Genomic DNA, 21,898 nt, shown 5'->3' on the forward strand with positions numbered 1-21,898 from the left:
TCAGCGAATATAACACTTTAGCCGTGCAAATGCAGAACAGGATGTTCAAGTGAGATTATTTATTGCAGAAAAGCCATCCTTAGGGCGAGCCATTGCCAACGCATTGCCTGGCCCGCAACAAAAAGGGGAAGGGTTTATTAAGTGCGGTACAGACACCCTTGTCAGTTGGTGTATCGGTCATTTGTTAGAGCAAGTGGAGCCGGATGCCTATGACCCGGTTTTTAAAGCGTGGCGATTTGAGCATTTACCGATAGTTCCTCGTGAATGGCAGTTACAGCCAAAAGCGAACACGCGAAAACAACTGACGGTACTTAAAAAGCTGGTCAAAGAGGCGGATGAGTTAATCCACGCGGGAGATCCAGATCGCGAGGGGCAGTTATTGGTCGATGAAGTCATTGCATGGTTAAAGGTTGCCCCTCAAAAACGCGCAAAGGTTCAACGTTGTTTGATCAGTGACCTCAATCCTGATGCTGTTCGTCGAGCACTCGCTCAACTTAAACCCAATCAAGGGTTTGTACCTCTGTCGACATCTGCATTAGCACGTTCGCGAGCTGATTGGCTTTATGGCATTAATTTGACACGTGCCTGTACGCTTCAGGGACAAAAGTCAGGCTATCAAGGGGTGTTGTCAGTAGGGCGCGTGCAAACCCCTATTCTGGGACTGGTTGTACGGCGAGATGATGCAATAGCCGCGTTTGTCAGTAAACCCTTTTACGAGGTATTGGCTAATCTGCAAACGGAAGCAGGTGAGCACTTTCAGGCTAAGTGGCAGCCAAGTGAAGCCTGTGCCGCGTATCAGGATGAGGAGGGACGAGTTGTCTCAAAAGCCTTGGCTGAAAATGTAGTGCGTCGAATTACTGGGCAACCTGCTCATATCACCCAGTTAACTCGTAAAACAAAACAGCAGCCCCCGCCTTTACCTTACAGCTTGTCTTCATTGCAGATTGATGCCGGTAAGCGTTATGGCATGAGTGCTCAGCAGGTGTTGGATGTCTGTCAAAGCCTTTACGAGAAGCACACCTTAATCACCTACCCACGATCAGACAGTCGTTATTTGCTTGAGGAGCATTATGAACGAGCACCCCGTGTCATGCAGGCTATTCGTAATACGTGTTCTTCTTTGGTTGAGGCGGTGGAGGGTGCGGATCCTAATTTGCGCAGCAAAGCATGGAATGATAAAAAAGTTGATGCGCATCACGCGATTATACCCACGGAAAAACAGGCCAATGGTACCCGTTTGTCAACCGATGAGCAGCGTCTCTATGAATTGATTGCTCGTCAGTATTTGCTCCAGTTTTATCCAAATTGGCGTTATCTAGATACAGAAGTGATGCTCGATATTGTCGGTGGCTCTTTCATCGCGCGTGCGCGTGAAACCGTGGAAAATGGTTGGAAGGTATTGTTTCCATCTCGTTCAAGTGATGATGAGGGGGGGAGTGAAGGTTTACAGTCTGCTTTGCCACCTCTTCAGCAAGGTCAAGTGCTGCAGTGCCTCAGTGGAGAGTTACAGGAAAAAATGACTCAACCGCCTAAGCATTTCACCGACGCAACCTTGCTTGCCGCCATCACGGGGATTGCGCGGTATGTCAAGGATCCCGATATCCGAAAAATTTTGCGAGAAACCGATGGACTTGGCACCGAAGCGACCCGTGCAGGGATAATTGAGTTATTGTTCAAACGACATTTTCTAATGCGCCAAGGCAAACAAATACTGGCGACGCTTGCAGGTAAAGCCCTCATTCATAGCTTACCTGAGTCGACCACATTGCCAGATATGACCGCCGAATGGGAGGCGCGCTTGAATGCAATCAGTCAGCGAGAAGACAGCTATCAGGCATTTATGCAAAGCCTAGAAGCTACGCTCGGCGATTTGATTGGCCAAGTTGGGCAAACAACAGTGAAGGTTCCTGTAAGCACGGAAACTCGCCAGAAACGCAAAGGTGTGCGTCGCTCTAGAAAAAATACCACTAAAAAATAGGTTGGTTATATGGGGCATCCATCTGAAAGTAAAAGAAAACTCGGCTTTAAATAGCTCATCTTCTTTGAGCTTAACCTATAATGCGGTTTCAATCACGACTCTGGAGACATGATGTCCATACCTGTTGCCTATCTTGCAGTGGTGCTCATTTGGTCCACCACACCTCTGACGATTGCATGGAGTAGTGAAACCATAGATCCGGTGCTCGCCGGCTGGTTACGCATGGGCATCGCCGCCGTACTCGGTTTGGGGTTGTTAGGAATACTTCGTATTCGTCTGCCATTGAATTTTCAAGCGCAATTAACCTATGCCTATGCATCACTCGGCGTGTTTGGGGCTATGTGCTGTACCTATATTGCCTCGCGATATGTACCCTCGGGCTTAATCTCGATTATTTTTGGTCTGGCCCCCATTTTATCCGCAATCTTTGGTATGGGGTTGTTGAACGAGCCCGCTTTGAAGACGTATCGTTGGATTGCCAGTGTTTTGGCATTTTTGGGGCTTGGGATCATTTTTACTGACGATGTCGCATTGGGGCGTGAGAGTCTGCCCGGTGTGTTTCTATTGTTACTGGCTGTTTTCCTGTTTAGCCTCAGTGGGGTGTTAGTAAAGCGTGCCAGTGCTCAGGTTCACCCTTTAGCCCATACGGTAGGGGCTCTGCTGTGGTCTTTACCAGGCTTTGGTATTACCTGGTGGTTAATGGGAGCGGCGCCTTTGGTCATCGACCCATCGAGCCGAGCCTTTTGGTCTGTTTTATACTTGGCTATTTTTGGCTCCTTGGTGGGTTTTGTCAGCTATTTTCATGTGTTGCGTCATTTACCTGCGAGTACAGTCGCTCTTGTAACATTGATTACGCCCATCTTTGCCTTGATGCTAGGACACCTGTTGAATGCAGAACCCTTGACGCCTCGGTTATGGCAAGGGTGCTTGTTAGTGGTGGGTGGTTTAGCTCTGTTCTTTTGGGGGCATCGAATTCCTCTACGCCGTCGACTCAAATGAGTGAGTTGGTCGGGTACGTAGTAACACTGTAATACCTCTAAGGTCACCGTTTATGAGAGTCTTGTTGCGGGGTTATAACAAGTAAAGGAGACCCAAAATGAGCAAGAAAATATTGATGATTACCGGAGACTTCACCGAAGATTATGAAACGATGGTGCCGTTTCAAGCCTTGCAAGCCTTTGGCCACGAGGTTCATGCTGTCTGTCCTGACAAGCAAGCAGGTGACAGTGTTGCTACGGCGATTCATGATTTTGAAGGCGATCAGACCTATAGCGAGAAACCTGGCCACCGATTTACATTAAATGCCAGCTTCGACGCTATTGAAGCAAGTGGCTATGATGCCTTGGTCATTCCGGGTGGTCGTGCTCCCGAGTACCTTCGTTTGAATCCAAAGGTGTTGGCAATGGTGCAGCATTTCTCGGAAACAAATAAACCCATTGCGGCCATTTGTCATGGTGCACAATTGCTTTCAGCTGCTAAAGTGTTAGAAGGGAAGCGTTGCTCAGCCTACCCAGCTTGTCGGCCAGAAGTCGAGGCCAGTGGAGCTGAGTACGCTGATATTGCGGTAGATGCGGCCATAACGGACGGTAATTTGGTGACGGCCCCAGCTTGGCCAGCGCATCCGGACTGGTTAGCGCAGCTCCAAAAACTGCTGGTGTAAATCTGATTGAAGGAGAGGGGGATGTGCCGATTATTCATCAATGCCGACCCAGATTTGTGGAAAAGTGACACGCATTCATTGCGTATCGATGGAATGGTCACCAGCGTGCGGATGGAAAAGTATTTCTGGAAATTATTGGAAGAAATAGCTCAGCGCGATGGTATGCAAAACCCTCAACTGATTACCCGGCTTTACCATGAGTCGATAGATGCTGGGCATGATTTGGGTAACTTTACCTCGTTTTTGCGAGTCTGTGCTTTGCGTTATCAGGCGCTGCAACTTCAAGGAGAGATTCCAATCAATCCGAGAGTTCCAACTGCATCGCTTGATGCGGATCAAATTTTACAACGCGAGCAGCAGTCTAGGCCTCATTAATGCCTCTGTAGTCCTTGCACCCGTTAGGCTCAATTGCTAACGTGTGATTTTATCGTCAGATTTGATGGGTTGAGCCCGATAACGCACGTATGTGGACTATATGACGCCTTGTATTAACCTATTAAAAAAAGCAAATGTCTCTTTTAAGGTTCATGAATATCAACACGATCCAAGTGTTGACTCGTATGGCCTTGAAGCCGCCGAAAAACTTGGAGTGTCAGCCGAGCGTGTTTTTAAAACCCTTGTGGTCAGCTTAGATGGAAAAGAGCTTGCGGTAGCGCTTGTTCCTGTTGCTGAGCGTTTAAATTTAAAGCGGTTGGCGAAAGCCAGTGGCGCCAAAAAAGTTGAAATGGCCAATAAGGCCCAAGTGGAGCGTGTAACCGGATATGTGCTGGGAGGTGTCAGTCCTCTGGGTCAAAAAAAGCGGCTTAAAACCTTTATTGACCAATCAGCTGAAACCGTAGCGACGATGTTTGTGAGTGCTGGACGCGAGGGTTAGAAGTTGAGCTAAATCCATCCGATTTTAAGGCTTTAACACAAGGGCAATGGGCCAGTCTGGTTCTTGTCTAGTCGATTCTGTGGGCGTCTACGTCCAGTCGATAAACACTGGATCCCAGCATAAAGGCTTTGCCTTTGTAGCGCTCATCTCCTGTGCTTGTGAACTCAAACAGATAGGTTCGTTGCAAGTGTAGACGGCCAGTTTCATTTCGAGCAGGTCTTATTTTAATCAGGGCGATACTTTGATCAAGTAACTGTAAATGATGCCTGTCACAGTAGTGCATCACCGCTTTTAGTGCTTGCTCTTTTGCCTTTAGATTGTTCCACCACGCCAGCGCAATGACGCCAATGCCAAGAAAAACCAGAAGATCAATTAAATCCAATGTCATGGTCGAATGTACCTATTATCAAAGGCCGTTGATGTTTGAGGCGAAGTATTTGTTAAAAACCTTACATTTGCAACGCTGTTAATACTTGATAAAAATGGTAAGGTATAAGCGATGGTCGAACGATGGAGGCTAAGTGATGGCACACAACAGAACCCTTAAAGAGCTCAATTTCGATAATACCTATCGGCAGTTACCGGATACTTGGTATCAGTTGAGAGAGCCTGAGCCCCTTAAAAATGTGCACTTGATTAGCTTTAATCCGAGGGTGGCTACTTTGCTGGATTTAGACCCTTGTCAAATACACCCAGAAGACCTTGTGAAGTATTTTTCGGGAATGACACCTTTACCGGGTGCCGAGCCCTTGGCCATGAAATACACAGGGCATCAGTTTGGCCATTACAATCCAGATTTAGGTGATGGTCGAGGGGTGTTACTGGGTGAGGTGGTCAACGCAAAAGGGCAGCGTTGGGATTTGCATCTCAAAGGTTCGGGCCGAACAGCTTTTTCGCGTTTTGGTGATGGGCGGGCGGTTCTGCGCTCCAGTATTCGAGAATACCTGGTCAGTGAAGCGATGACAGGTCTTGGTATTCCGTCAACACAAGCCCTTTGTTTGCTTGGCAGTGAGGAGTATACGCGGCGTATTGGTATGGAGTCCTGCGCTCTAGTGGTTAGGGTGACGCCTTGTCATATACGCTTTGGGCATTTTGAATATTTCTATTACAGTAATCGCCATGAGGATCTCAAGCGCTTAGCCGATTATTGTCTGGATCGCTTTTATCCTGATTTATTAAGTTATGAAAATCCGTATTTAGAGATGTTCAAAGAGATTTCGAATCGTACCGCGCGTTTGGTCGCGTGGTGGCAGAGCTATGGCTTTGTTCATGGTGTTTTGAATACGGACAATATGTCGATTATTGGCGAAACATTTGATTATGGCCCTTTCACCTTTCTTGATTATTATGAGCCCGATCACATTGCCAACAAAAATGATGATGCAGGGCGTTATGCGTTTTTCCGCCAGCCCTCCGTTGTCTTATGGAATATGGCATGCCTCGCTCAGGCACTGTTACCCTTGGTTGAGCGTGAAGCATTGGAAGCCGAATTGGCGGTTTTTTCTGAGCGACAAGCATGCTTTGAGTTGGAGCGAAAGTGCGCACGTTTAGGACTTTTGAAGCCTAAGCCTGATGATACAGATTTAATTGCTGAGCTTTGGAACTTATTTAAAAAAGACCGAGTGGACATTCATCGATTCTTTAGTGACTTGGTTGATATTCCTCTTTCTGAATTGTTGAATGTAACCTCAATAGTCAGCTATTTTCCGACTCAAGCATCGGCTTTCTTACAATGGCTGGACAAATATTATCAGCGCGCCAAGTTAGAAGCGGCGAGTCCTGCGATTCGGCGTGCACAAATGCGTGCAGTAAATCCTTACTATATTCTACGAAACTACATGGCAGAGGAGGCTATTCGCGAGGCTGAGCAAGGTGATTATCGCAAAGTGAATGCGTTAATGCCGCTGTTGCGTTGTCCGACTGATTTGCGACCGGAGATGACATCTTTTACGCAAGCTCCTCCCGATTGGGCAGCGGCAATTTGTTTAACCTGTTCATCTTAATATATTAAGTCAATAATATACTTTGATATCAGTGACCTAATTGCTTTCCGATCCATTAAAAGCAATGGATTTAATGCATGTTTACTGTATATTTAAAGGGTCTTTACCCTTGCCGAGATGAGATTTATGGACGTTTTACTCGAGTTTGTAACCCATAACTGGGTTAACCTTATGGCGTTGGCCTGGTTTCTCTTTTGCTTTAACGGCTATATGTATTACGCGAGAGCAAAAAGCTATACCACACCCTGTCTTGCGAGCATCATGCATATCTATCGGACTGAGTGGATGATTCGCATGCTCACGCGAGATAATCGCATTGCAGATACCACGGCCATTGCTAACCTGGAGCGAAGTGTATCGTTTTTTGCCAGTACAACCATTTTAGTTATGGCTGGCATATTGACCGTGATGAGCTCAACGGAAGAGGCGATTAATCTAATTGAAGAAATTCCATTTGCTATGTCGGCGACTAAACAGGAGTGGGAGTTAAAACTATTGGTAATGCTGATGTTGTTTGTTTATGCCTTTTTCAAATTCACATGGAGTTTGAGACAGTATGGCTTTGCGTCAGTGATGATCGGCGGTGCCCCTCTGCCTTCCGAGACGATCAGTGAGCGCCAGCGTGATGCCCATGCTGCACGTATTGCAAAAATGACATCGATGGCTGCCAATAGTTTTAATATAGGTCTCAGATCCTATTATTTCAGTATTCCAGTCATGGTGTGGCTCATTAACCCTTGGTTTTTTATACTCCTTAGCTGCATTGTGGTGTTCGTTCTGTACCGACGTGAATTTACCTCTTCCACAATGAAAACGCTCACGATGAGTTCAGAGTTAAATCGTCCCATTGTGAACACAAGCGAAAATGGTACACGCTGAAGACTTGAAATTCAGGTTTGCGCCCTCATCATTCATGAGAATCAGAGGATCAGCTTCTTACACAAGCGGTTGACCAAGATACTTTGGAGATAACGCACGGGTCACGAAGGTGTCCAGGCGTGTGTTTTTTATCCTTAACATGAACAGAGGTAGCGATGAGTACAGAAACCAGCAAAGAGACACTTGGCTTTCAAACAGAAGTTAAGCAATTACTGCACCTTATGGTGCACTCCTTGTATTCGAATAAGGAAATTTTTCTTCGTGAGTTGATTTCTAACGCCTCTGATGCCGCTGAAAAGTTGCGCTTCGAAGCGGTCTCTAAGGGTGATATTTACGAAGGCGATTCTGATCTCAAAATCCATATCACCTTTGATAAAGACGCTAAAACAGTGACGATTGAAGACAATGGTATTGGGATGACTCGTCAAGAGGTAATCGATCATCTGGGTACCATCGCGAAGTCTGGAACGGCGAGCTTTTTATCCAATATGACGGGCGACCAATCTAAAGATTCCCAGTTGATTGGGCAGTTTGGTGTAGGGTTTTACTCTGCCTTTATAGTAGCGGATAAAGTGGATGTTTTCACACGCCGTGCGGGCGAGGCCATTACGAATGCCGTTCATTGGTCGTCCACAGGTGAAGGCGAGTTCACGATAGCGACCACTGAAAAAGCGGGCCGTGGTACTCGTATTGTATTGCATCTGAAAGAGGGCGAAGAAGAGTTCGCCGATGGCTGGCGTTTGCGCTCACTTGTTCGTAAATACTCAGACCATATCAGTTTCCCAGTGCTGATGCAGAAGGATGCGCCTATGCAGGATGCGGATGACGAGGAAGGCGAAAAAACTGAGGTTGCAGCGGCGCCTGAGTTTGAAGCGTCAACCGTGCAACCGCGCTGTGGACACGCAGCAAGTCTGACGTTAAAGATGAGGACTACACTGAGTTTTATAAACATATTTCCCACGACTTCACCGATCCGCTGACTTGGTCTCATAACAAGGTTGAGGGGAATCTTGAATACACAAGCTTGCTCTATTTGCCAGAAAAAGCGCCGTATGATTTGTGGAATAGAGAAGCGCCAAAAGGTTTGAAGCTCTATGTTCAGCGCGTTTTTATTATGGATCAGGCCGATCAGTTCTTGCCCTTGTACCTGCGCTTCATTAAAGGGGTTGTTGACACCAATAATCTATCCTTGAACGTTTCTCGCGAGATTTTACAAAAAGACGCGAATGTCGATAAGTTGCGTTCGGCCTTGACCAAGCGTGTACTTGACATGCTGTCTAAACTTGCGAAAGACGATGCTGAGAAATACAGTACTTTCTGGAAAGAGTTTGGTCAGGTTCTTAAAGAAGGCCCTGCGGAAGACTATGCTAATCGTGAGAAAATTCTAAAGCTGATGCGTTTTGCGTCAACGTATACAGGAAACTCAGAGCAGTCTGTAGGTCTTGAGGACTACATTGCCCGCATGAAAGAAGGGCAAGAAAAGATCTATTACGTGGTGGCTGATAACTACAACACGGCCAAAAACAGCCCGCACCTTGAAATCTTCCGTAAAAAAGAGATCGAAGTGCTATTGCTCACAGATCGTATCGATGAGTGGATGATGGGGCAGCTCTTTGATTTCGAGGGTAAGTCTTTCCAAGATGTGACGAAAGGAGAGTTGAATCTTGGTCAGGTTGAAACCGAAGAAGAGAAGAAGCAACAGGAAGAAACGGCTAAGCAGTTGGACGGACTCATTGAACGCATCAAGCCTGTACTGACTGAGCAAGTCTCAGATGTGCGAGTGACACACCGTTTAACGGACTCGCCTGCATGCCTTGTCCTTGGCGACTATGATATGGGTCTGCAGATGCGTAAGATTATGGAAGCGGCCGGTCAAAAGGTTCCAGACACCAAGCCTATTTTTGAGCTGAATCCTGAGCATCCATTGATCGTGAAGCTGGATCAGGAGCCTGATGAGGAACGTTTCTCTGAGTTGGCTAAAATCCTGTTTGATCAGGCTCAAATTGCTGCAGGAGGCCAGTTAGATGATCCTTCAGCGTATATTGCTCGATTGAATAAGCTTTTGCTGGAGTTAAGCGCTTAATCTCTGTTTTTACTAAAAAGCCTGATGCGGTTTTACGGCTGCATCAGGCTTTTTTCGTTCTAAATGATCCAAAGCAAAAACCGAAACTTAATCTATCGATTTGTTGGCTCTTCTCGGGTATCCTCGGGTTAAAGAGCTGTCGATGAGGTTATAAAAATGAAAAAAGTGCTTTCATCAGTAGGTGTTATAAGTGTGTGTCTAAGCGCGTCAATGGCATGGTCTCAGGATGATTTACAGGGTATTTTAGATCGTCATTGCCTAGCCTGTCACAATGCAGGGTTAGCGGGTGCGCCCAAAATGGATGATGTTGCTGCTTGGGCTCCGCGTCTAGAAAAAGACTTGGATGTCCTAACTCAAACTGTCATTTCCGGAAAAGGGGCCATGCCCCCTAAAGGCACGTGCTTTAGTTGTTCTGATGACACGCTAAAAGCTGCCGTTGAGTTGATGATTCAGCCATTTAAATAATTATAGCGTAATGAATGTGCCCTGCGTCTTATTTTCCTAACAGGAGGTAGGGTTTTCAAATGTTTGAGGTGAAGTATGTCTGATGGGCAAGCGTTTCCTGAATCCTGTTTTGCATCTGTTCTAGCCGTGACGGCCGATTGTGTTTTTATTATCAAAGATCAATGTATTCAGTATGTAAGTGTTGGCGATGAAGTGTGGCTCCAGCCTGATTCAATACGTGGTGTATCAATTGAAAATCTGTTGTCAGAAACGATTTTAACAACCTTGCGTGAGCAGGTGTCCTCTGCACAGGCGTCTGGAGACGTCAGTAAAGCACGTTATATTTTTCGTCCTGAGCATTTACCCGAGCTAAAAAATTTGGGGCTATCAGAGACGATATGGTTTGAAACGCGTTTAAACTGTGTTGATGCAAGCACCTATGTTTGGTCTTTGCGCAATATTAATGAGCGTAAAAAACTAGAACGTAAAATCAGCCATCAAGCCCAGCGTGATTCATTGACGGGGGCGTATAACCGAAGAGCCTTGATACCGGTTATGGAGCAAAATATAGCGCAAGCGCAGCGTTATGATGGAATATGCAGTATGTTGTTGATTGATATCGATGATTTTAGTCGTGTCAATGATGATTTTGGCTGGGATGCAGGTGATCAGCTATTGCGCCAAATTGTGACCTCGCTTTATCAAATGAAGCGCACCGCTGACTTCTTAGTGAGATTTGGTGATGATCAAATTGGCCTGTTTTTACCCGAAACAAATCACGAACAGGCCGTTCTTGCTGGCGAGCGGGCACGTCGTTTAGTGAGTGAGTTGGACATTCCGTCAGCGTCGGGGAATGTTTCGTGTACGGTCAGTGTTGGGGTGTCGAGCTTATCCGGTCCCGAAGATACGGCTGCTGAAATGATGAAGAGAATCATTGAGAATCTTGCGATTGCCAGGCATTGTGGTGGAAATCGAGTTGAAGGCGACTCTTGATGATTCCATCTTGAGCGTAAAGTGCACCAAGCGCGTTGTATGGCGGGCTTGGTGCATGTCGTTTAATGAATATGCGTTTTAAGAGCGGTGATGAGTTCTGACATTTCAGCATCTGTACCAATAGTGATGCGTAAAAATTGATCAATTCCCGCGCGCGTAAAGTGACGAACCAGTATGTTCTTGTCCCGCAAATATTGCATCAGTTCTTTTGCATCATAGTTGGGATGCGACGCGAAGATAAAGTTTGCCGCTGAAGGTAAAACATTAAAACCTAGATTGTTCAGTTCATTGGATACCTGCTCACGTGTGGATTGAATGCGTCGGCAGGTGGTTTGAAAGTAGGTTTCATCTTTAAGCGATTCAGTGGCTGATGCGATGGCGAGCATGTCCAGCGGGTAGGAGTTAAAGCTGTTCTTGACTCGCTCTAAGCCTGCAATGAGGTCTGGATGGCCAAAAGCGCAACCCACTCTCATGCCTGCTAGAGATCTAGACTTTGAAAAAGTATGTGAAACCAGCAGGTTTGGATATTGATTGATTAACGCAATAGCGCTGTTCGCACCAAAATCAACATAAGCCTCATCAACCAATACGAGCGTTTCTGTATTGCGTTTTAGGAGGGTTTCAATTTCATCTAAAGTAATCGCGATGCCAGTGGGCGCATTGGGGTTCGCAAAAATAATGCCAGTGTTTTCTGAGGTGTAGTCGTCAAGATTGATCTCAAAGTTTGCATTGAGTGGAATCTTGTCTGCGTCTATGTTGAATAGATCACAGTAGACTTCGTAAAAACTATAGGTGGTTTCCGGCATGAGCAAGGGGGTTCCATGACGGAAAAAAGCCATGAATGCTAAGGCTAAGACCTCATCCGAGCCGTTTCCAACAAATACTTGAGATTTATCGATGTTATGATATTCCGCTAACCCTTGCTTTAAAATGGACGCATCAGGGTCTGGGTATAAACGTAATCGTGAGGTGTCGAATTCGCGAATGACGTCAGTGACCCCTGGTGCGGGTGGATAGGGGTTTTCATTGGTGTTGAGTTTAATTAAGTTCAACACCTTTGGCTGCTCACCGGGGGTGTAGGGAACGAGTGAACGAATCGCCGGACTCCAAAACTTACTCATAGTGCAGTGCGTTCCATTAAAAAAAGAAGATACGGCAATTCTAACAAAATAGAGCAGTCAAGCGCACTCGTTTAGATGTGTGCGGGTCTGCTCATTGAGAAGATAGGGTTAATTTGACTCTTCACTACGGTCTAATATGCCGATATCGAGCATTGGCGCCGCATCGATATGATGGGCGTCCAGCATTTCTACAACACGCTGGAAGGATGCAAGAACCATTGATTGTTCCCATGCCTGTAAGTGATCAAATTGCTGTATGAATACGTCTTGTAGCGTCGTTGGCGCGGATTTAAGCAGTTCGATGCCTTCCTCAGTCGTCACAACGTGCACTTTACGCTTGTCACTTTGACTGCGTTCGCGCTTTACCAATAGCTTCCGTTCTAAACGATCCAAAATGCTGGTCACGGTTGCTTGTGTTAAGTTCATCTCCTTCGCTAATGAGCCTACCGTGATAGGCCCATTCGATTCCAATGTTTGCATCAACAAGAGTTGCGGTAGGGTAAGGCCCGTCATGCGGCTAAGGTGCTTGTCATACATATCCGTTGCTCTGACTATCTGGCGTAGCATGACTAAGAGTTCTTGACTTTTTTGCATAAGGCTCGCGAGGTTGTGTTGGGGGCTAGGTAACAAAATCTGAGGGTGATTTTTAACCTTATTCGCTTTGCATTGCAAACTTATCATCGTCAAACCTTTCAATAGTATTCAGCGCAATTCTATGGAATTTAGTGCGTGTTTCTCTGTGTGTTAGGGTGCTTTTCTTGCCATCTTCTGTATGGAATGCCCATATTTAGGGTTGAAATAGCCTCTGTATTATGTTTTATAATAAAAAGCATAGGAATGCAAATATATAGAAAGGCTATGAATAATACTGAATTAAACTTTTGTACACCCGAGCCAGCGGATGGTCCAGCTTTGTATGAGTTGGTTAAACGCTGCCCACCTTTAGATACAAACTCCGTTTATTGCAATCTATTGCAGTGCTCGGATTTTGCGCAAACCTCAATTGCAGTGAAGTCGGCAGATGGGCATTTACTCGGATTTATATCAGGTTATGTGCCGCCTGCACGTCTAAAAACACTGTTTATTTGGCAGGTTGCCGTGGCACCTGAGTGTCGTGGTCAGCAGCTTGCAAAGCGTATGCTGCATGCGCTGGTCAGACGCGTGTCTGCCAATAAAGGCATTGCGTATTTAGAAACGACTATTACGCCCGGTAATCAAGCATCTGAGGCGTTGTTTAAAGGGTTCTTCAATGAATTGTCTGCGCCCGTGGAAACATCGATTTTGTTTTCAAAAGAGCAGCATTTTTCTGGGCAGCATGAAGATGAGGTTTTGTATCGAGCGGGTCCTTTCATTGTTCAGCAATGCGGCGCGATGCAAAGCAATACGACACAAATACACTAACAAGTAAAAGGGAATCAAGTATGAATATTTTTGAGCAATTAGAATCCACAGTACGTACCTATTCGCGTTCATTTCCAGTCGTGTTTAATCGAGCAAAAGGTGCGTCGCTTTATACTGAAGCAGGAGCTGAGTATGTGGACTTTTTAGCCGGGGCTGGGACGTTGAATTATGGTCACAATCACCCTGTGCTACAAAAGGCGTTGGTTGACTATATCCTGTCAGATGGTATTACGCATGGGCTTGATATGTATTCCAGTGCAAAAGAGGATTTTTTAAATACCTTTCACGATATTATTTTAGCACCAAGAAGAATGGGGGATTTTCGTGTCCAGTTTACAGGTCCCACAGGCACGAACTCAGTAGAGGCCGCGCTGAAGCTCGCACGTAAAGTGACAGGTCGAAGCGAAATTATTTCGTTCACAAATGGTTTTCATGGCGTATCTGGTGGAGCGTTAGCCTGCACGGGTAATGAACACCACAGAGGCGGAATGGGTGCTTCTTTATCCGACGTAACTCGCATGCCGTTCGACGGTTATTTAGGTGAAGGGGTTGATACCACTGAGTACTTAGATAAGGTTCTTTCTGATCCTAGTAGTGGTGTTGATCATCCTGCGGCGGTGATAGTAGAAACTATCCAAGGTGAGGGTGGTTTAAATGCGGCGTCCTTTGATTGGTTAAGAAATTTAGAGCGCGTTTGCCGTAAGCATAAAATGTTACTAATAGTGGATGATATTCAGTCAGGCTGCGGTCGTTCTGGGCGCTTTTTTAGCTTTGAAGATGTAGCATTAAGCCTGATATTGTGACCTTATCAAAGTCGCTCAGCGGTTACGGTCTACCTTTTGCATTGACTATTTTCCGTAGCGAGCTAGATCAATGGTCTCCGGGTGAGCATAACGGAACCTTTCGCGGTAACAATCACGCATTTGTAACGGCGACAGCCGCATTCAAGACGTTTTGGAAAGATGATGTGTTTGCATCTGAGGTGAGACGTAAAGCTGAAATGCTCAGAAAAGGTTTATCCGATATTATTCGTAAACATGGTTTCAAAACCATGACGCTCAAGGGGCGTGGTTTAATGAGTGGTATCGAATGTGAAAACGGCGAGCTTGCGCATCGAGTCACCCGTTTGGCCTTTGAAAAAGGATTGGTAATAGAGACCAGTGGTGCGCATGGGCAGGTTGTTAAGTGTTTGGTGCCTTTGGTGATCACGGATCAGCAGATTGAGTTTGGATTGGGTGTGTTGAATGAGTGTTTTGCGAAAGCGCTTTCAGAACAGCAAAGAAAAGCATCTTAATTTGAAGCTGAGGAGAAGTATATGATTGTCAGGCATTTGAAGGACTGTGAAGCCTCTGAAAGACGTGTTGTTTCAGAAAATTGGGAAAGCACAAGGATGTTGTTAAAAGATGATCAAATGGGGTTTTCATTTCATATCACGACAATATATGCCAATACCGAAACGCATATTTGGTACCAGAACCATTTAGAGTCTGTCTATTGCATGAGCGGAACGGGTGAAATTGAAACCTTAGCGGATGGAAAAGTGTACCCAATTGAACCGGGGATGCTATACATACTGGACCAGCATGATGAGCATCTATTGCGTGCAACGACTGAAATGAAAATGGCATGTGTTTTTAATCCACCCTTGAGTGGTAAAGAAGTGCATGATGAAAACGGTGTTTACCCCGTTGATGACTCGAAGTAATGACAGGAGTTGACATGCACACGGTTGAAAAAATTGGCGGCACGTCTATGAGTCGCTTTGATGAATTGTTAAAGACTATTTTAATTGGTGAGCGTCAAGAAGCTGAATTATATCAACGCATCTTTGTTGTATCCGCTTATGCTGGGATAACCAATCGTTTACTGGAACATAAAAAAACAGGTGAGCCTGGTGTTTATGCCAGTTTTGCCGAAGCCGAAAATGAGACGGCTTGGATACAAGCACTAGAGTTGGTTCGCTCGCAAATGCTAGAGATCAATGCCAGTCTGTTTGAACCAGGCGTGTGTAAGCAGTCAGATGCATTTATTAGCACACGAATTGATGAAGCCATAGCATGGATGAAGAGTTTGCAATCGTTATGCGCATGTGGCCACTTTCAGCTCGACGAGCACTTGCTGAAAGTGAGAGAAATGTTAGCGTCTTTAGGTGAAAGTCATAGTGCGTTTAATACTGTATTAGCCTTACAAAATGAAGGTGTTAATGCCAAGCTGATTGACTTGTCCGGTTGGCACCAGAGTCAGCCTAAGTCCTTTGACGAGACAATTATTGAGCATTTTGCAAAGGTTGATTTGGTAACGGAATTGCCGATCGTAACAGGTTATACCCACTGCAAAGAGGGTGTAATGAAGGTGTTTGATCGTGGTTATAGTGAAATGACCTTTAGTAAAATCGCAACATTGACCCAAGCGGCTGAAGCAATTATTCATAAAGAGTATCACTTAAGCAGCGCAGACCCTGCTGTGGTTGGTGTTGATAAAATAGTGACCATAGGGCGCACAAATTATGATGTTGCGGATCAGTTGTCTAACCTGGGGATGGAGGCTATACACCCAAAAGCAGCAAAAGGGTTACGCCAAAAAGGCATTAAGTTGCGCATAAAAAATGCGTTTGAGCCTCATCATACAGGGACGTTGATTACCCAGGATTATAAGAGCGCCGAGCCCTGTGTTGAAATCATAGCCGGGCGTCGCAATGTCTTCGCTATCGAAATCTTTGATCAAGATATGCTAGGGGATAGTCAATATGACATTGAACTATCGGCACTGTTGCATCAGTTGAAACTGTATGTTGTTAATCGAGATTCGGATGCGAATAGTATTACGTATTATGTCGCAGGCTCACGGAAAATGGTGAACAGAGCTGTTCGTTTAGTTGCTGATGCGTATTCAGGTGCCGATGTGACGTTGCATAAAGTAGCGATTGTATCGGCTATAGGTTCGGATCTTAAAGTGTCAGGGATCTTAGCGAAAACCGTGTCGGCATTGGCCAAGCATAATATTAGCATTCAAGCTTTACACCAATCGATACGGCAAGTTGAGATGCAGTGTATAGTGGATGAAGGTGATTACGAAGGGGCCGTTAAAGCTTTACATCACGCGCTTATAGAGCAAGAAGATCATGGCGATGTCATTTGTGCTGCAGCTTAAGGATCAAAGACCACACAAACCAACCGGATGTATATAATCCGGTTGGTTTGAAGAAGTGATCAGACGTTACACACGATCATCAGCCACATCAAAGACATCGCTTATTTGTTTCATTAAACGACGTTCTTCCATGAGTCTTCAATTTGACGACGACGCTTTCCATTGTATTTTAAACGGCTGCGGCCTGTATCTTCATCTTCTGAAAATTGTTCGTTCCAGTCCTCTATCTCATCGATAGGGACCTGATCGACACGGATTTTTGTGCCCATCGGCTCTGCTCTCACAGACAAGTGTTAATAAATAGCAATTTAATTGCTGATATCCAAGTTTAAGGTTTAAAACGTGATATAGGCTTATATCCCGCTTTGTTTCCCCTTAAACGGGAATATAGTGCTGAAACGGCAGCTAGCAAAATTGAAATATTTTATAAGGTTTATTGTTGGAGTATGTGAAAAACTATTTATGTTGATCCAAAAGATAAAGACAGCAAAAAGCAGGCACTCGGCCTGCTTTTTGTAGATCTTGCTGCAGAAGAATTAGAGGGTGATTACATCGCCTGTGCACCCGCAAGACAGAGCTTTCAGATCCTTAGTGAAGCTTAGGTCGAAGTCAGAGATTAGATTGTCAGTTGCATCATCTATGAAATTGATCTCTTGGAAGTTTTTGGTTTTCATTGTGGCATTGCTGGTCAAATCTGTAATGTATTGGTAGCCCCATTTAGATTTGATTGAGAAGTTGTCTGCATCGCCGACAATGTTCAATACATCATAGCCCAGTCCACCGTTGGCATAGCTGCCATTCTCGAAGGACCCTAAGGTTAGGGTATCATTGCCAAGGCCAAGATCCACATTTCCGTTATTGTTGCCTATGTATACCTGATCTTTCCCTGCACCCGTGCTTACACAGCCATCATTCGTTCCAATCACGACTTTGTCGTTGCCAGCCCAGCTCTTAAAGACCTTATTGAGTGTTCCAATGCTGGCCTCATTGTTACCAAAGCCCATGTCGACGTAATTAGCAGAGCCAGCAACATAGACTTTATCATTACCAAGGCCTGCAAAAATTTTATTGGCATTGCCTTCAATCCAAACAAGATCGTCTTTTGCACCGGTGCGAATGATTCCAGTGGAGTCACCTCCAACATAAAGATCATTTGATCCCAGTGCAAACCATGCGCTTTTCAGGTTGCCTTCAACCATCACTTGGTTGTCACCTTTCCAAGATGTGACCTTGCCTGCATCGCCGCCGACGTAGAGCTGATCATTGCCACTGCCTAGCGAAGTGAATTTGGCATTCTGATCAACGACAACGGTGTCATTGCCTGAACCAGCGAAAATGAGTTTCGAGCTTCCACCGACTTCGATGCAATCGTCGCCACTGCCCAAAAACGCTATACCCGAATTACCTTGAATGTTGACAGTATCATTACCTGATCCGGCTGAAACAAATCCAGAGTTGCCATCAACGCAAAGGGTGTCATCGCCGCTTCCAAGAAAGGCTTTGCCAGAATCACCACCGATTTTTACACTGTCATCGCCAGGGCCGGCAAACACAATTTTGGAGTTGCCGCCGATGTCTAATTCGTCATCGCCAAAACCAAGTGACACAAGGCCTGAGTTGCCATCAACCTTTACTTTGTCGTCGCCACATCCGGCAAAAATGATTCCAGCACTACCAGCAACATTTAATTCATCATCACCTTTTCCAAGAAACGCTTTGCCAAGGTTGCCATCCACATTGATTGTGTCGTCTCCGGAGCCTGCAAACACTTTTTTCAGGTCTCCGCCAATATTTAATTCATCATCGCCTTTGCCTAGGTAAACATGGCCTGCATTACCTTGGACGTTGACGGTATCATTCCCAGAACCCGCGCTGATAAAGTCAGCATTTCCAGACACATTAAGAGTGTCGTCACCTGCTTTCAGCTTTGCGATGTTGACATCTCCGTCAACGGTAATCTGATCGTTATCTTTAGTACCAATCACTTTTTGACCGTTGCCAGTCAGTAAGTTAACGATGCCTTTTAAGAGAGACATGTCTTTGCTCCTTGTTAATGTGTTTAGATTGGTGAAACGTTGCTTCGATTATAGACTATAAATGTATTGTACTAATATTGTACCTTTAGATTTTAAACAGCTGGAGTTGTGTTAATCCTCAATAAATGATCTCGCGAGAGTGTTGGTGATGGGTTGAGTCAGATATTGAAGAAGGGTTCTTTGTCCTGTATTGATCAACACTTCTGCGGGCATGCCTGGTACTAGGGACAGCTGATGGTCTTCTAGCATTTTGTGTCCGGCTTCTGTCAATTCTAAACGACTTAAAAAGTAGGAGGCGCCCGTTTGTTCGTTTATAAGTCTATCTGCAGAAATGTGAGCGACTTGTGCTTGAATAACCGGTGTAGTGGCAGCTTTAAAGCTACTAAAGCGAATGTCTGCCAGTTTGCCCGTAAAAACGCGATCTATGTCAACAGGCGATATCTGGGCTTCAATAATTAAGTCCACGGTATCTGGAACAATATCCATTATCTGAGTTCCCGGTTGCACAACGCTTCCGATAGTGTTGACTTTCATGCCTATGACGCGACCTGATTCGGGTGAAAAAACATGAGTTCTTTCCACTCGGTCTAGCGTGGCCTCATAGCGTTTTCGAAGGTCAAAGATGCGAGTTTGGATATCTGAAATCTGATTAACTATCTGGGTATGGTATTCTTTTTCAACCAAAAGGATTTGTAGCTGAGTTTCGCCTTGTTGAACTCGGATACCAGCTATCATGCTCGGTTTTCGGCAACCTCTCCCTGAAGCTCCGAAATATTGCGTTCGACTATTTTCAAACGGTGGCGATCAACAAAGCCATTGGCCAGTAAGCGATTTAAGTCTTGAAGTTCAGATTGATAAGAGGAAATTAAAGACTGTTTGCTGCGAGAAATTGCTTCTAAGCCACGTATTTGCTCTTCAAGCTGATTGATGCGTTGTTTTAAAACGTCGATTTCACCTTGATGCGAGTTTTGACGTGCTGCAAACAATTGCTGCTCATTGGCTAATGTTTCGCTTACTCTTGTATCGTTTCTATCAAAATCATCTGGAAAGACAATCGAGTCGAGCTTATCGCGCTCGGCTCGAAGTCTTGCTTCACTGGCTCGGCTGGCAAGCAGTTGACCGCCGATAATGTCTAGTTCTGCGCGAAACTGCGTATCATCTAAAGTGAGTAGGAGCGCCCCTTCATCAACCCAATCCCCTTCTCGTACATGAAGAGAGTTAACACGTCCTCCTTCGTAGTGTTGAACGGTCTTTCGATAATTCTCAACGGTTACTATCCCAGGCGCATGTGCCGCACCTTCAAGGGGCGCTAAGCTTGCCCAGGTTCCAAAAATACCGAAGGTCAGCAGTAAAAGAATATACCCTAAGCGTTTGGGATGCGCGTCAGACAGTGCGCGTGCTGTCTCGGTATCTTCCGCGGATAAAATGGGCAAAGGCGAGAGGGAAGGTAGTTTCATGTCTATTCCGCCTCTTTAGCATCTGAGGTGCTTGGGTTGTTTTGTTGGCTAATTTGCCCTGCGTTGGCTTTGTTGAGCTCAGCAATAACTCTATCTCTAGGTCCATAGAGCGTTAGAGTGCCTTGATTTAATACCATGAGTTTGTCGACAAGACTGAGAACATTTGTTCGATGGGTGATGATAAAGACGGTTGCACGAATGCGTTTTAAGTACTTCAGGGTTTGTGCAAGCGCGGCTTCTCCTTGGTGATCTAAATTTGAGTTAGGTTCATCAAGTACTACAAATTTTGGTTTCCCATACAGTGCGCGCGCAAGCCCAATTCGTTGACGTTGACCGCCTGAGAGCGTACCTCCTTGTGTGCTAATGTACGTATCATACCCGTCCGGCAGTCGAAGAATCATGTCATGGACACCGGCTAATCGAGCGGCTGTGACGACTTCTTTAGGATCTGCTTTGCCAAAGCGAGCAATGTTATCGCTAATGGTTCCTTCGAAAAGCTCTATGTCTTGTGGGAGGTATCCAATGTGAGGACCAAGCTCCTCACGGTCCCATGTGAAAATGTCCGCACCATCCAGTCTGATTTTTCCACTTAACGCTGGCCAAATGCCCAATAGGGCTCTTGCGAAGGTGGATTTTCCGGCTGCGCTTGGACCTATGACACCAATCATATCGCCAGGCGCAACATAAAAAGACAAGCCTTTTAAGATGGGAACTCGAGACCCTGGAGCGCAGATGACTGCGTTTTCAGCTGTAATTTCGCCAATCGGTTCAGGCAGTGACATTTGCTCGTGTGGGCCTATGTCGGTTTCAAGCGTGTTGTGCAAGCGCGCATACTGCTCCCTGACCGTAATAAAGTGTTTCCAAACGCCGATCATTTGATCTATCGGTGCTAAAGCGCGTCCTAACAGAATCGAGCCTGCGATCATCATTCCGGGCGATATCGCCTGCTGCAAGGCGAGGTAAGCGCCGAGTCCTAGGACGAGCGATTGAATGATGATCCGAAAGGTTTTAGAGACGGAAGAGAGGATAGCGGCACGTTCGTTTGCGAGAATTTGAAACGCTTGTGCTGATTTGTTCTTAACGGACCATCGATTGCGAATGTGGGACAGCATCCCCATGGATTCAATAACTTCGGCATTATGTAAGTTTTTACTAACCGAGTTAGCGGCTTGAGTGAGTTCTTTATTTGCAGCTGCTTGAGCGGATTGTGTGACTTTTTCGTTGAGCAGAGCCAAGCCCGTTAAGATGATCACGCTGCCGAGTGCCATGCTACCTATCCACGGATGAAAGAGGTACAGGATAAAGATGTATACAGGAACCCAAGGTGAGTCAAAGAATGCAAACAGGCCATTGCTAGATAAGAATTGACGTATTCCGTTGAGATCCTTAAGGGGTTGGGAGGAGACCAATGTTCCGCCTGAATAGAGTGCTTGGCGGTAGCTGACATCAAACATTTTTGGTGATAGTTGGTGGTTTAAGCGGTTGCTAACTTTTTGCATGATGCTGGAACGAACCCATTCCAGTATGCCCATTGTTGTTAATAAAACCACCATAATCAGTGTCAGCATCAGAAGTGTTGATTCACTGCCGCTTGCAATAACACGGTCATACACTTGCAACATGTATAAAGCAGGAACAAGCATCAAAAGATTGATACAGAGGCTAAAAATTCCGACATGGATAAAACTGGAGCGACAGCATTTAATTGCTAAATCAAGTTCCGTTTGTTTTTCGCGCATGAAGCTCTCCGTATGTTCGTTAGCGTATCGATCAATAGGTTGTTCTGTAGCCTAAGTTTAAAACTTAATGAAGTATTATG

General features: G+C 45.5%; 19 protein-coding genes and 3 pseudogenes. 14 read left to right on the top strand and 8 right to left on the bottom strand.

Annotation, left to right across the window (positions count from 1 at the left end; genetic code table 11):
• Positions 1-49: 49 nt before the first annotated feature.
• The 5 genes and pseudogenes from D791_RS07640 (at position 50) to ybaK (ending at position 4,583) form a co-directional block, all read left to right on the top strand.
• A complete protein-coding gene (locus D791_RS07640) occupies positions 50-1,978 on the top strand; it encodes a DNA topoisomerase III (RefSeq protein WP_036509820.1) in 1,929 nt (642 codons plus the stop codon).
• 111 nt (positions 1,979-2,089) lie between these two features.
• The gene (locus tag D791_RS07645) at positions 2,090-2,977 is read left to right on the top strand and encodes a DMT family transporter (RefSeq protein ID WP_036509822.1); all 888 of its coding nucleotides are present in this window, start codon (positions 2,090-2,092) and stop codon (positions 2,975-2,977) included.
• A 97-nt stretch (positions 2,978-3,074) separates the two neighbouring features.
• A complete protein-coding gene (locus D791_RS07650) occupies positions 3,075-3,638 on the top strand; it encodes a DJ-1/PfpI family protein (protein WP_036509824.1) in 564 nt (187 codons plus the stop codon).
• Positions 3,639-3,659: 21 nt separating this feature from the next.
• The gene (locus tag D791_RS07655) at positions 3,660-4,013 is read left to right on the top strand and encodes a ribbon-helix-helix domain-containing protein (protein WP_036509826.1); all 354 of its coding nucleotides are present in this window, start codon (positions 3,660-3,662) and stop codon (positions 4,011-4,013) included.
• Between the two features lie 100 nt (positions 4,014-4,113).
• A pseudogene (gene ybaK / locus D791_RS07660) lies at positions 4,114-4,583 on the top strand (Cys-tRNA(Pro) deacylase).
• On the opposite strand, the gene D791_RS07665 reads toward ybaK, so the two are convergent.
• Positions 4,580-4,900 carry a DUF3301 domain-containing protein gene (locus D791_RS07665; protein ID WP_036509828.1) on the bottom strand — a complete coding sequence of 107 codons (321 nt, stop codon included), beginning with the start codon at positions 4,898-4,900 and terminating at the stop codon, positions 4,580-4,582. The pseudogene ybaK and the gene D791_RS07665 sit on opposite strands and share 4 nt — an antisense overlap.
• Positions 4,901-5,036: 136 nt before the next feature.
• Between D791_RS07665 and D791_RS07670 the strand changes: the two genes are divergently transcribed.
• The 5 genes and pseudogenes from D791_RS07670 to D791_RS07690 all read left to right on the top strand — a co-directional run bounded on the left by D791_RS07670 (position 5,037) and on the right by D791_RS07690 (position 10,914).
• The gene (locus tag D791_RS07670) at positions 5,037-6,515 is read left to right on the top strand and encodes a protein adenylyltransferase SelO (RefSeq protein ID WP_036509830.1); all 1,479 of its coding nucleotides are present in this window, start codon (positions 5,037-5,039) and stop codon (positions 6,513-6,515) included.
• A gap of 126 nt (positions 6,516-6,641) precedes the next feature.
• Positions 6,642-7,394 carry a DUF599 domain-containing protein gene (locus D791_RS07675; RefSeq protein WP_036509832.1) on the top strand — a complete coding sequence of 251 codons (753 nt, stop codon included), beginning with the start codon at positions 6,642-6,644 and terminating at the stop codon, positions 7,392-7,394.
• Positions 7,395-7,549: 155 nt separating this feature from the next.
• Positions 7,550-9,477, top strand: a pseudogene (htpG, locus tag D791_RS07680) (molecular chaperone HtpG).
• A 156-nt stretch (positions 9,478-9,633) separates the two neighbouring features.
• Positions 9,634-9,942, top strand: coding sequence for a c-type cytochrome (locus D791_RS07685; protein ID WP_036509834.1), 309 nt, complete (start codon positions 9,634-9,636; stop codon positions 9,940-9,942).
• 75 nt (positions 9,943-10,017) lie between these two features.
• On the top strand, positions 10,018-10,914 hold the full coding sequence (locus D791_RS07690; protein WP_051514329.1) for a GGDEF domain-containing protein: 897 nt from the start codon (positions 10,018-10,020) through the stop codon (positions 10,912-10,914).
• Positions 10,915-10,976: 62 nt separating this feature from the next.
• Here D791_RS07690 and hisC read toward each other — a convergent pair whose 3' ends face one another.
• The gene (gene hisC / locus D791_RS07695) at positions 10,977-12,035 is read right to left on the bottom strand and encodes a histidinol-phosphate transaminase (protein ID WP_036509836.1); all 1,059 of its coding nucleotides are present in this window, start codon (positions 12,033-12,035) and stop codon (positions 10,977-10,979) included.
• Positions 12,036-12,143: 108 nt separating this feature from the next.
• A complete protein-coding gene (locus D791_RS07700; protein WP_036509901.1) occupies positions 12,144-12,629 on the bottom strand; it encodes a MarR family winged helix-turn-helix transcriptional regulator in 486 nt (161 codons plus the stop codon).
• Positions 12,630-12,893: 264 nt separating this feature from the next.
• On the opposite strand from D791_RS07700, the gene ectA reads away from it, so the two are divergent.
• The 4 genes and pseudogenes from ectA to D791_RS07720 all read left to right on the top strand — a co-directional run bounded on the left by ectA (position 12,894) and on the right by D791_RS07720 (position 16,586).
• Entirely contained in the window at positions 12,894-13,436 is a 543-nt protein-coding gene (ectA, locus tag D791_RS07705) for a diaminobutyrate acetyltransferase (RefSeq protein ID WP_051514330.1), read from the top strand.
• Between the two features lie 20 nt (positions 13,437-13,456).
• Positions 13,457-14,730, top strand: a pseudogene (ectB, locus tag D791_RS07710) (diaminobutyrate--2-oxoglutarate transaminase).
• Positions 14,731-14,751: 21 nt separating this feature from the next.
• A complete protein-coding gene (locus tag D791_RS07715; RefSeq protein WP_036509838.1) occupies positions 14,752-15,141 on the top strand; it encodes an ectoine synthase in 390 nt (129 codons plus the stop codon).
• A 14-nt stretch (positions 15,142-15,155) separates the two neighbouring features.
• Positions 15,156-16,586, top strand: coding sequence for an aspartate kinase (locus D791_RS07720; protein ID WP_036509840.1), 1,431 nt, complete (start codon positions 15,156-15,158; stop codon positions 16,584-16,586).
• A gap of 113 nt (positions 16,587-16,699) precedes the next feature.
• On the opposite strand, the gene D791_RS07725 is transcribed toward D791_RS07720, so the two are convergent.
• The 5 genes from D791_RS07725 to D791_RS07740 all read right to left on the bottom strand — a co-directional run bounded on the left by D791_RS07725 (position 16,700) and on the right by D791_RS07740 (position 21,818).
• The gene (locus D791_RS07725) at positions 16,700-16,855 is read right to left on the bottom strand and encodes a hypothetical protein (protein ID WP_237748555.1); all 156 of its coding nucleotides are present in this window, start codon (positions 16,853-16,855) and stop codon (positions 16,700-16,702) included.
• Between the two features lie 267 nt (positions 16,856-17,122).
• Positions 17,123-18,622: a calcium-binding protein gene (locus D791_RS07730; protein WP_036509843.1), complete on the bottom strand. Its 1,500-nt coding sequence runs from the start codon at positions 18,620-18,622 to the stop codon at positions 17,123-17,125.
• Between the two features lie 111 nt (positions 18,623-18,733).
• Positions 18,734-19,357: a beta-barrel domain-containing protein gene (locus D791_RS20320; protein ID WP_202806831.1), complete on the bottom strand. Its 624-nt coding sequence runs from the start codon at positions 19,355-19,357 to the stop codon at positions 18,734-18,736.
• A complete protein-coding gene (locus D791_RS20325; RefSeq protein WP_202806832.1) occupies positions 19,354-20,079 on the bottom strand; it encodes a putative HlyD family type I secretion protein in 726 nt (241 codons plus the stop codon). Before D791_RS20325 ends, D791_RS20320 begins: the two co-directional genes overlap by 4 nt.
• A 2-nt stretch (positions 20,080-20,081) precedes the next feature.
• Positions 20,082-21,818, bottom strand: a complete 1,737-nt coding sequence (locus tag D791_RS07740; RefSeq protein WP_036509846.1) for a type I secretion system permease/ATPase — start codon at positions 21,816-21,818, stop codon at positions 20,082-20,084.
• Positions 21,819-21,898: the final 80 nt, after the last annotated feature.

Source organism: Nitrincola nitratireducens (assembly GCF_000585235.1).
GTDB lineage: Bacteria > Pseudomonadota > Gammaproteobacteria > Pseudomonadales > Balneatricaceae > Nitrincola > Nitrincola alkalisediminis.

Bases quoted from the DNA above. Each gene is read 5' to 3' on its own strand.
- D791_RS07645 (WP_036509822.1), top strand. From the start codon at position 2,090: ATGTCCATACCTGTTGCCTATCTTGCAGTGGTGCTCATTTGGTCCACC.
- D791_RS07650 (WP_036509824.1), top strand. From the start codon at position 3,075: ATGAGCAAGAAAATATTGATGATTACCGGAGACTTCACCGAAGATTAT.
- D791_RS07655 (WP_036509826.1), top strand. From the start codon at position 3,660: ATGTGCCGATTATTCATCAATGCCGACCCAGATTTGTGGAAAAGTGAC.
- D791_RS07665 (WP_036509828.1), bottom strand. From the start codon at position 4,900: ATGACATTGGATTTAATTGATCTTCTGGTTTTTCTTGGCATTGGCGTC.
- D791_RS07670 (WP_036509830.1), top strand. From the start codon at position 5,037: ATGGCACACAACAGAACCCTTAAAGAGCTCAATTTCGATAATACCTAT.
- D791_RS07675 (WP_036509832.1), top strand. From the start codon at position 6,642: ATGGACGTTTTACTCGAGTTTGTAACCCATAACTGGGTTAACCTTATG.
- D791_RS07685 (WP_036509834.1), top strand. From the start codon at position 9,634: ATGAAAAAAGTGCTTTCATCAGTAGGTGTTATAAGTGTGTGTCTAAGC.
- D791_RS07690 (WP_051514329.1), top strand. From the start codon at position 10,018: ATGTCTGATGGGCAAGCGTTTCCTGAATCCTGTTTTGCATCTGTTCTA.
- hisC (WP_036509836.1), bottom strand. From the start codon at position 12,035: ATGAGTAAGTTTTGGAGTCCGGCGATTCGTTCACTCGTTCCCTACACC.
- D791_RS07700 (WP_036509901.1), bottom strand. From the start codon at position 12,629: ATGCAAAAAAGTCAAGAACTCTTAGTCATGCTACGCCAGATAGTCAGA.
- ectA (WP_051514330.1), top strand. From the start codon at position 12,894: ATGAATAATACTGAATTAAACTTTTGTACACCCGAGCCAGCGGATGGT.
- D791_RS07715 (WP_036509838.1), top strand. From the start codon at position 14,752: ATGATTGTCAGGCATTTGAAGGACTGTGAAGCCTCTGAAAGACGTGTT.
- D791_RS07720 (WP_036509840.1), top strand. From the start codon at position 15,156: ATGCACACGGTTGAAAAAATTGGCGGCACGTCTATGAGTCGCTTTGAT.
- D791_RS07725 (WP_237748555.1), bottom strand. From the start codon at position 16,855: ATGGGCACAAAAATCCGTGTCGATCAGGTCCCTATCGATGAGATAGAG.
- D791_RS07730 (WP_036509843.1), bottom strand. From the start codon at position 18,622: ATGTCTCTCTTAAAAGGCATCGTTAACTTACTGACTGGCAACGGTCAA.
- D791_RS20320 (WP_202806831.1), bottom strand. From the start codon at position 19,357: ATGATAGCTGGTATCCGAGTTCAACAAGGCGAAACTCAGCTACAAATC.
- D791_RS20325 (WP_202806832.1), bottom strand. From the start codon at position 20,079: ATGAAACTACCTTCCCTCTCGCCTTTGCCCATTTTATCCGCGGAAGAT.
- D791_RS07740 (WP_036509846.1), bottom strand. From the start codon at position 21,818: ATGCGCGAAAAACAAACGGAACTTGATTTAGCAATTAAATGCTGTCGC.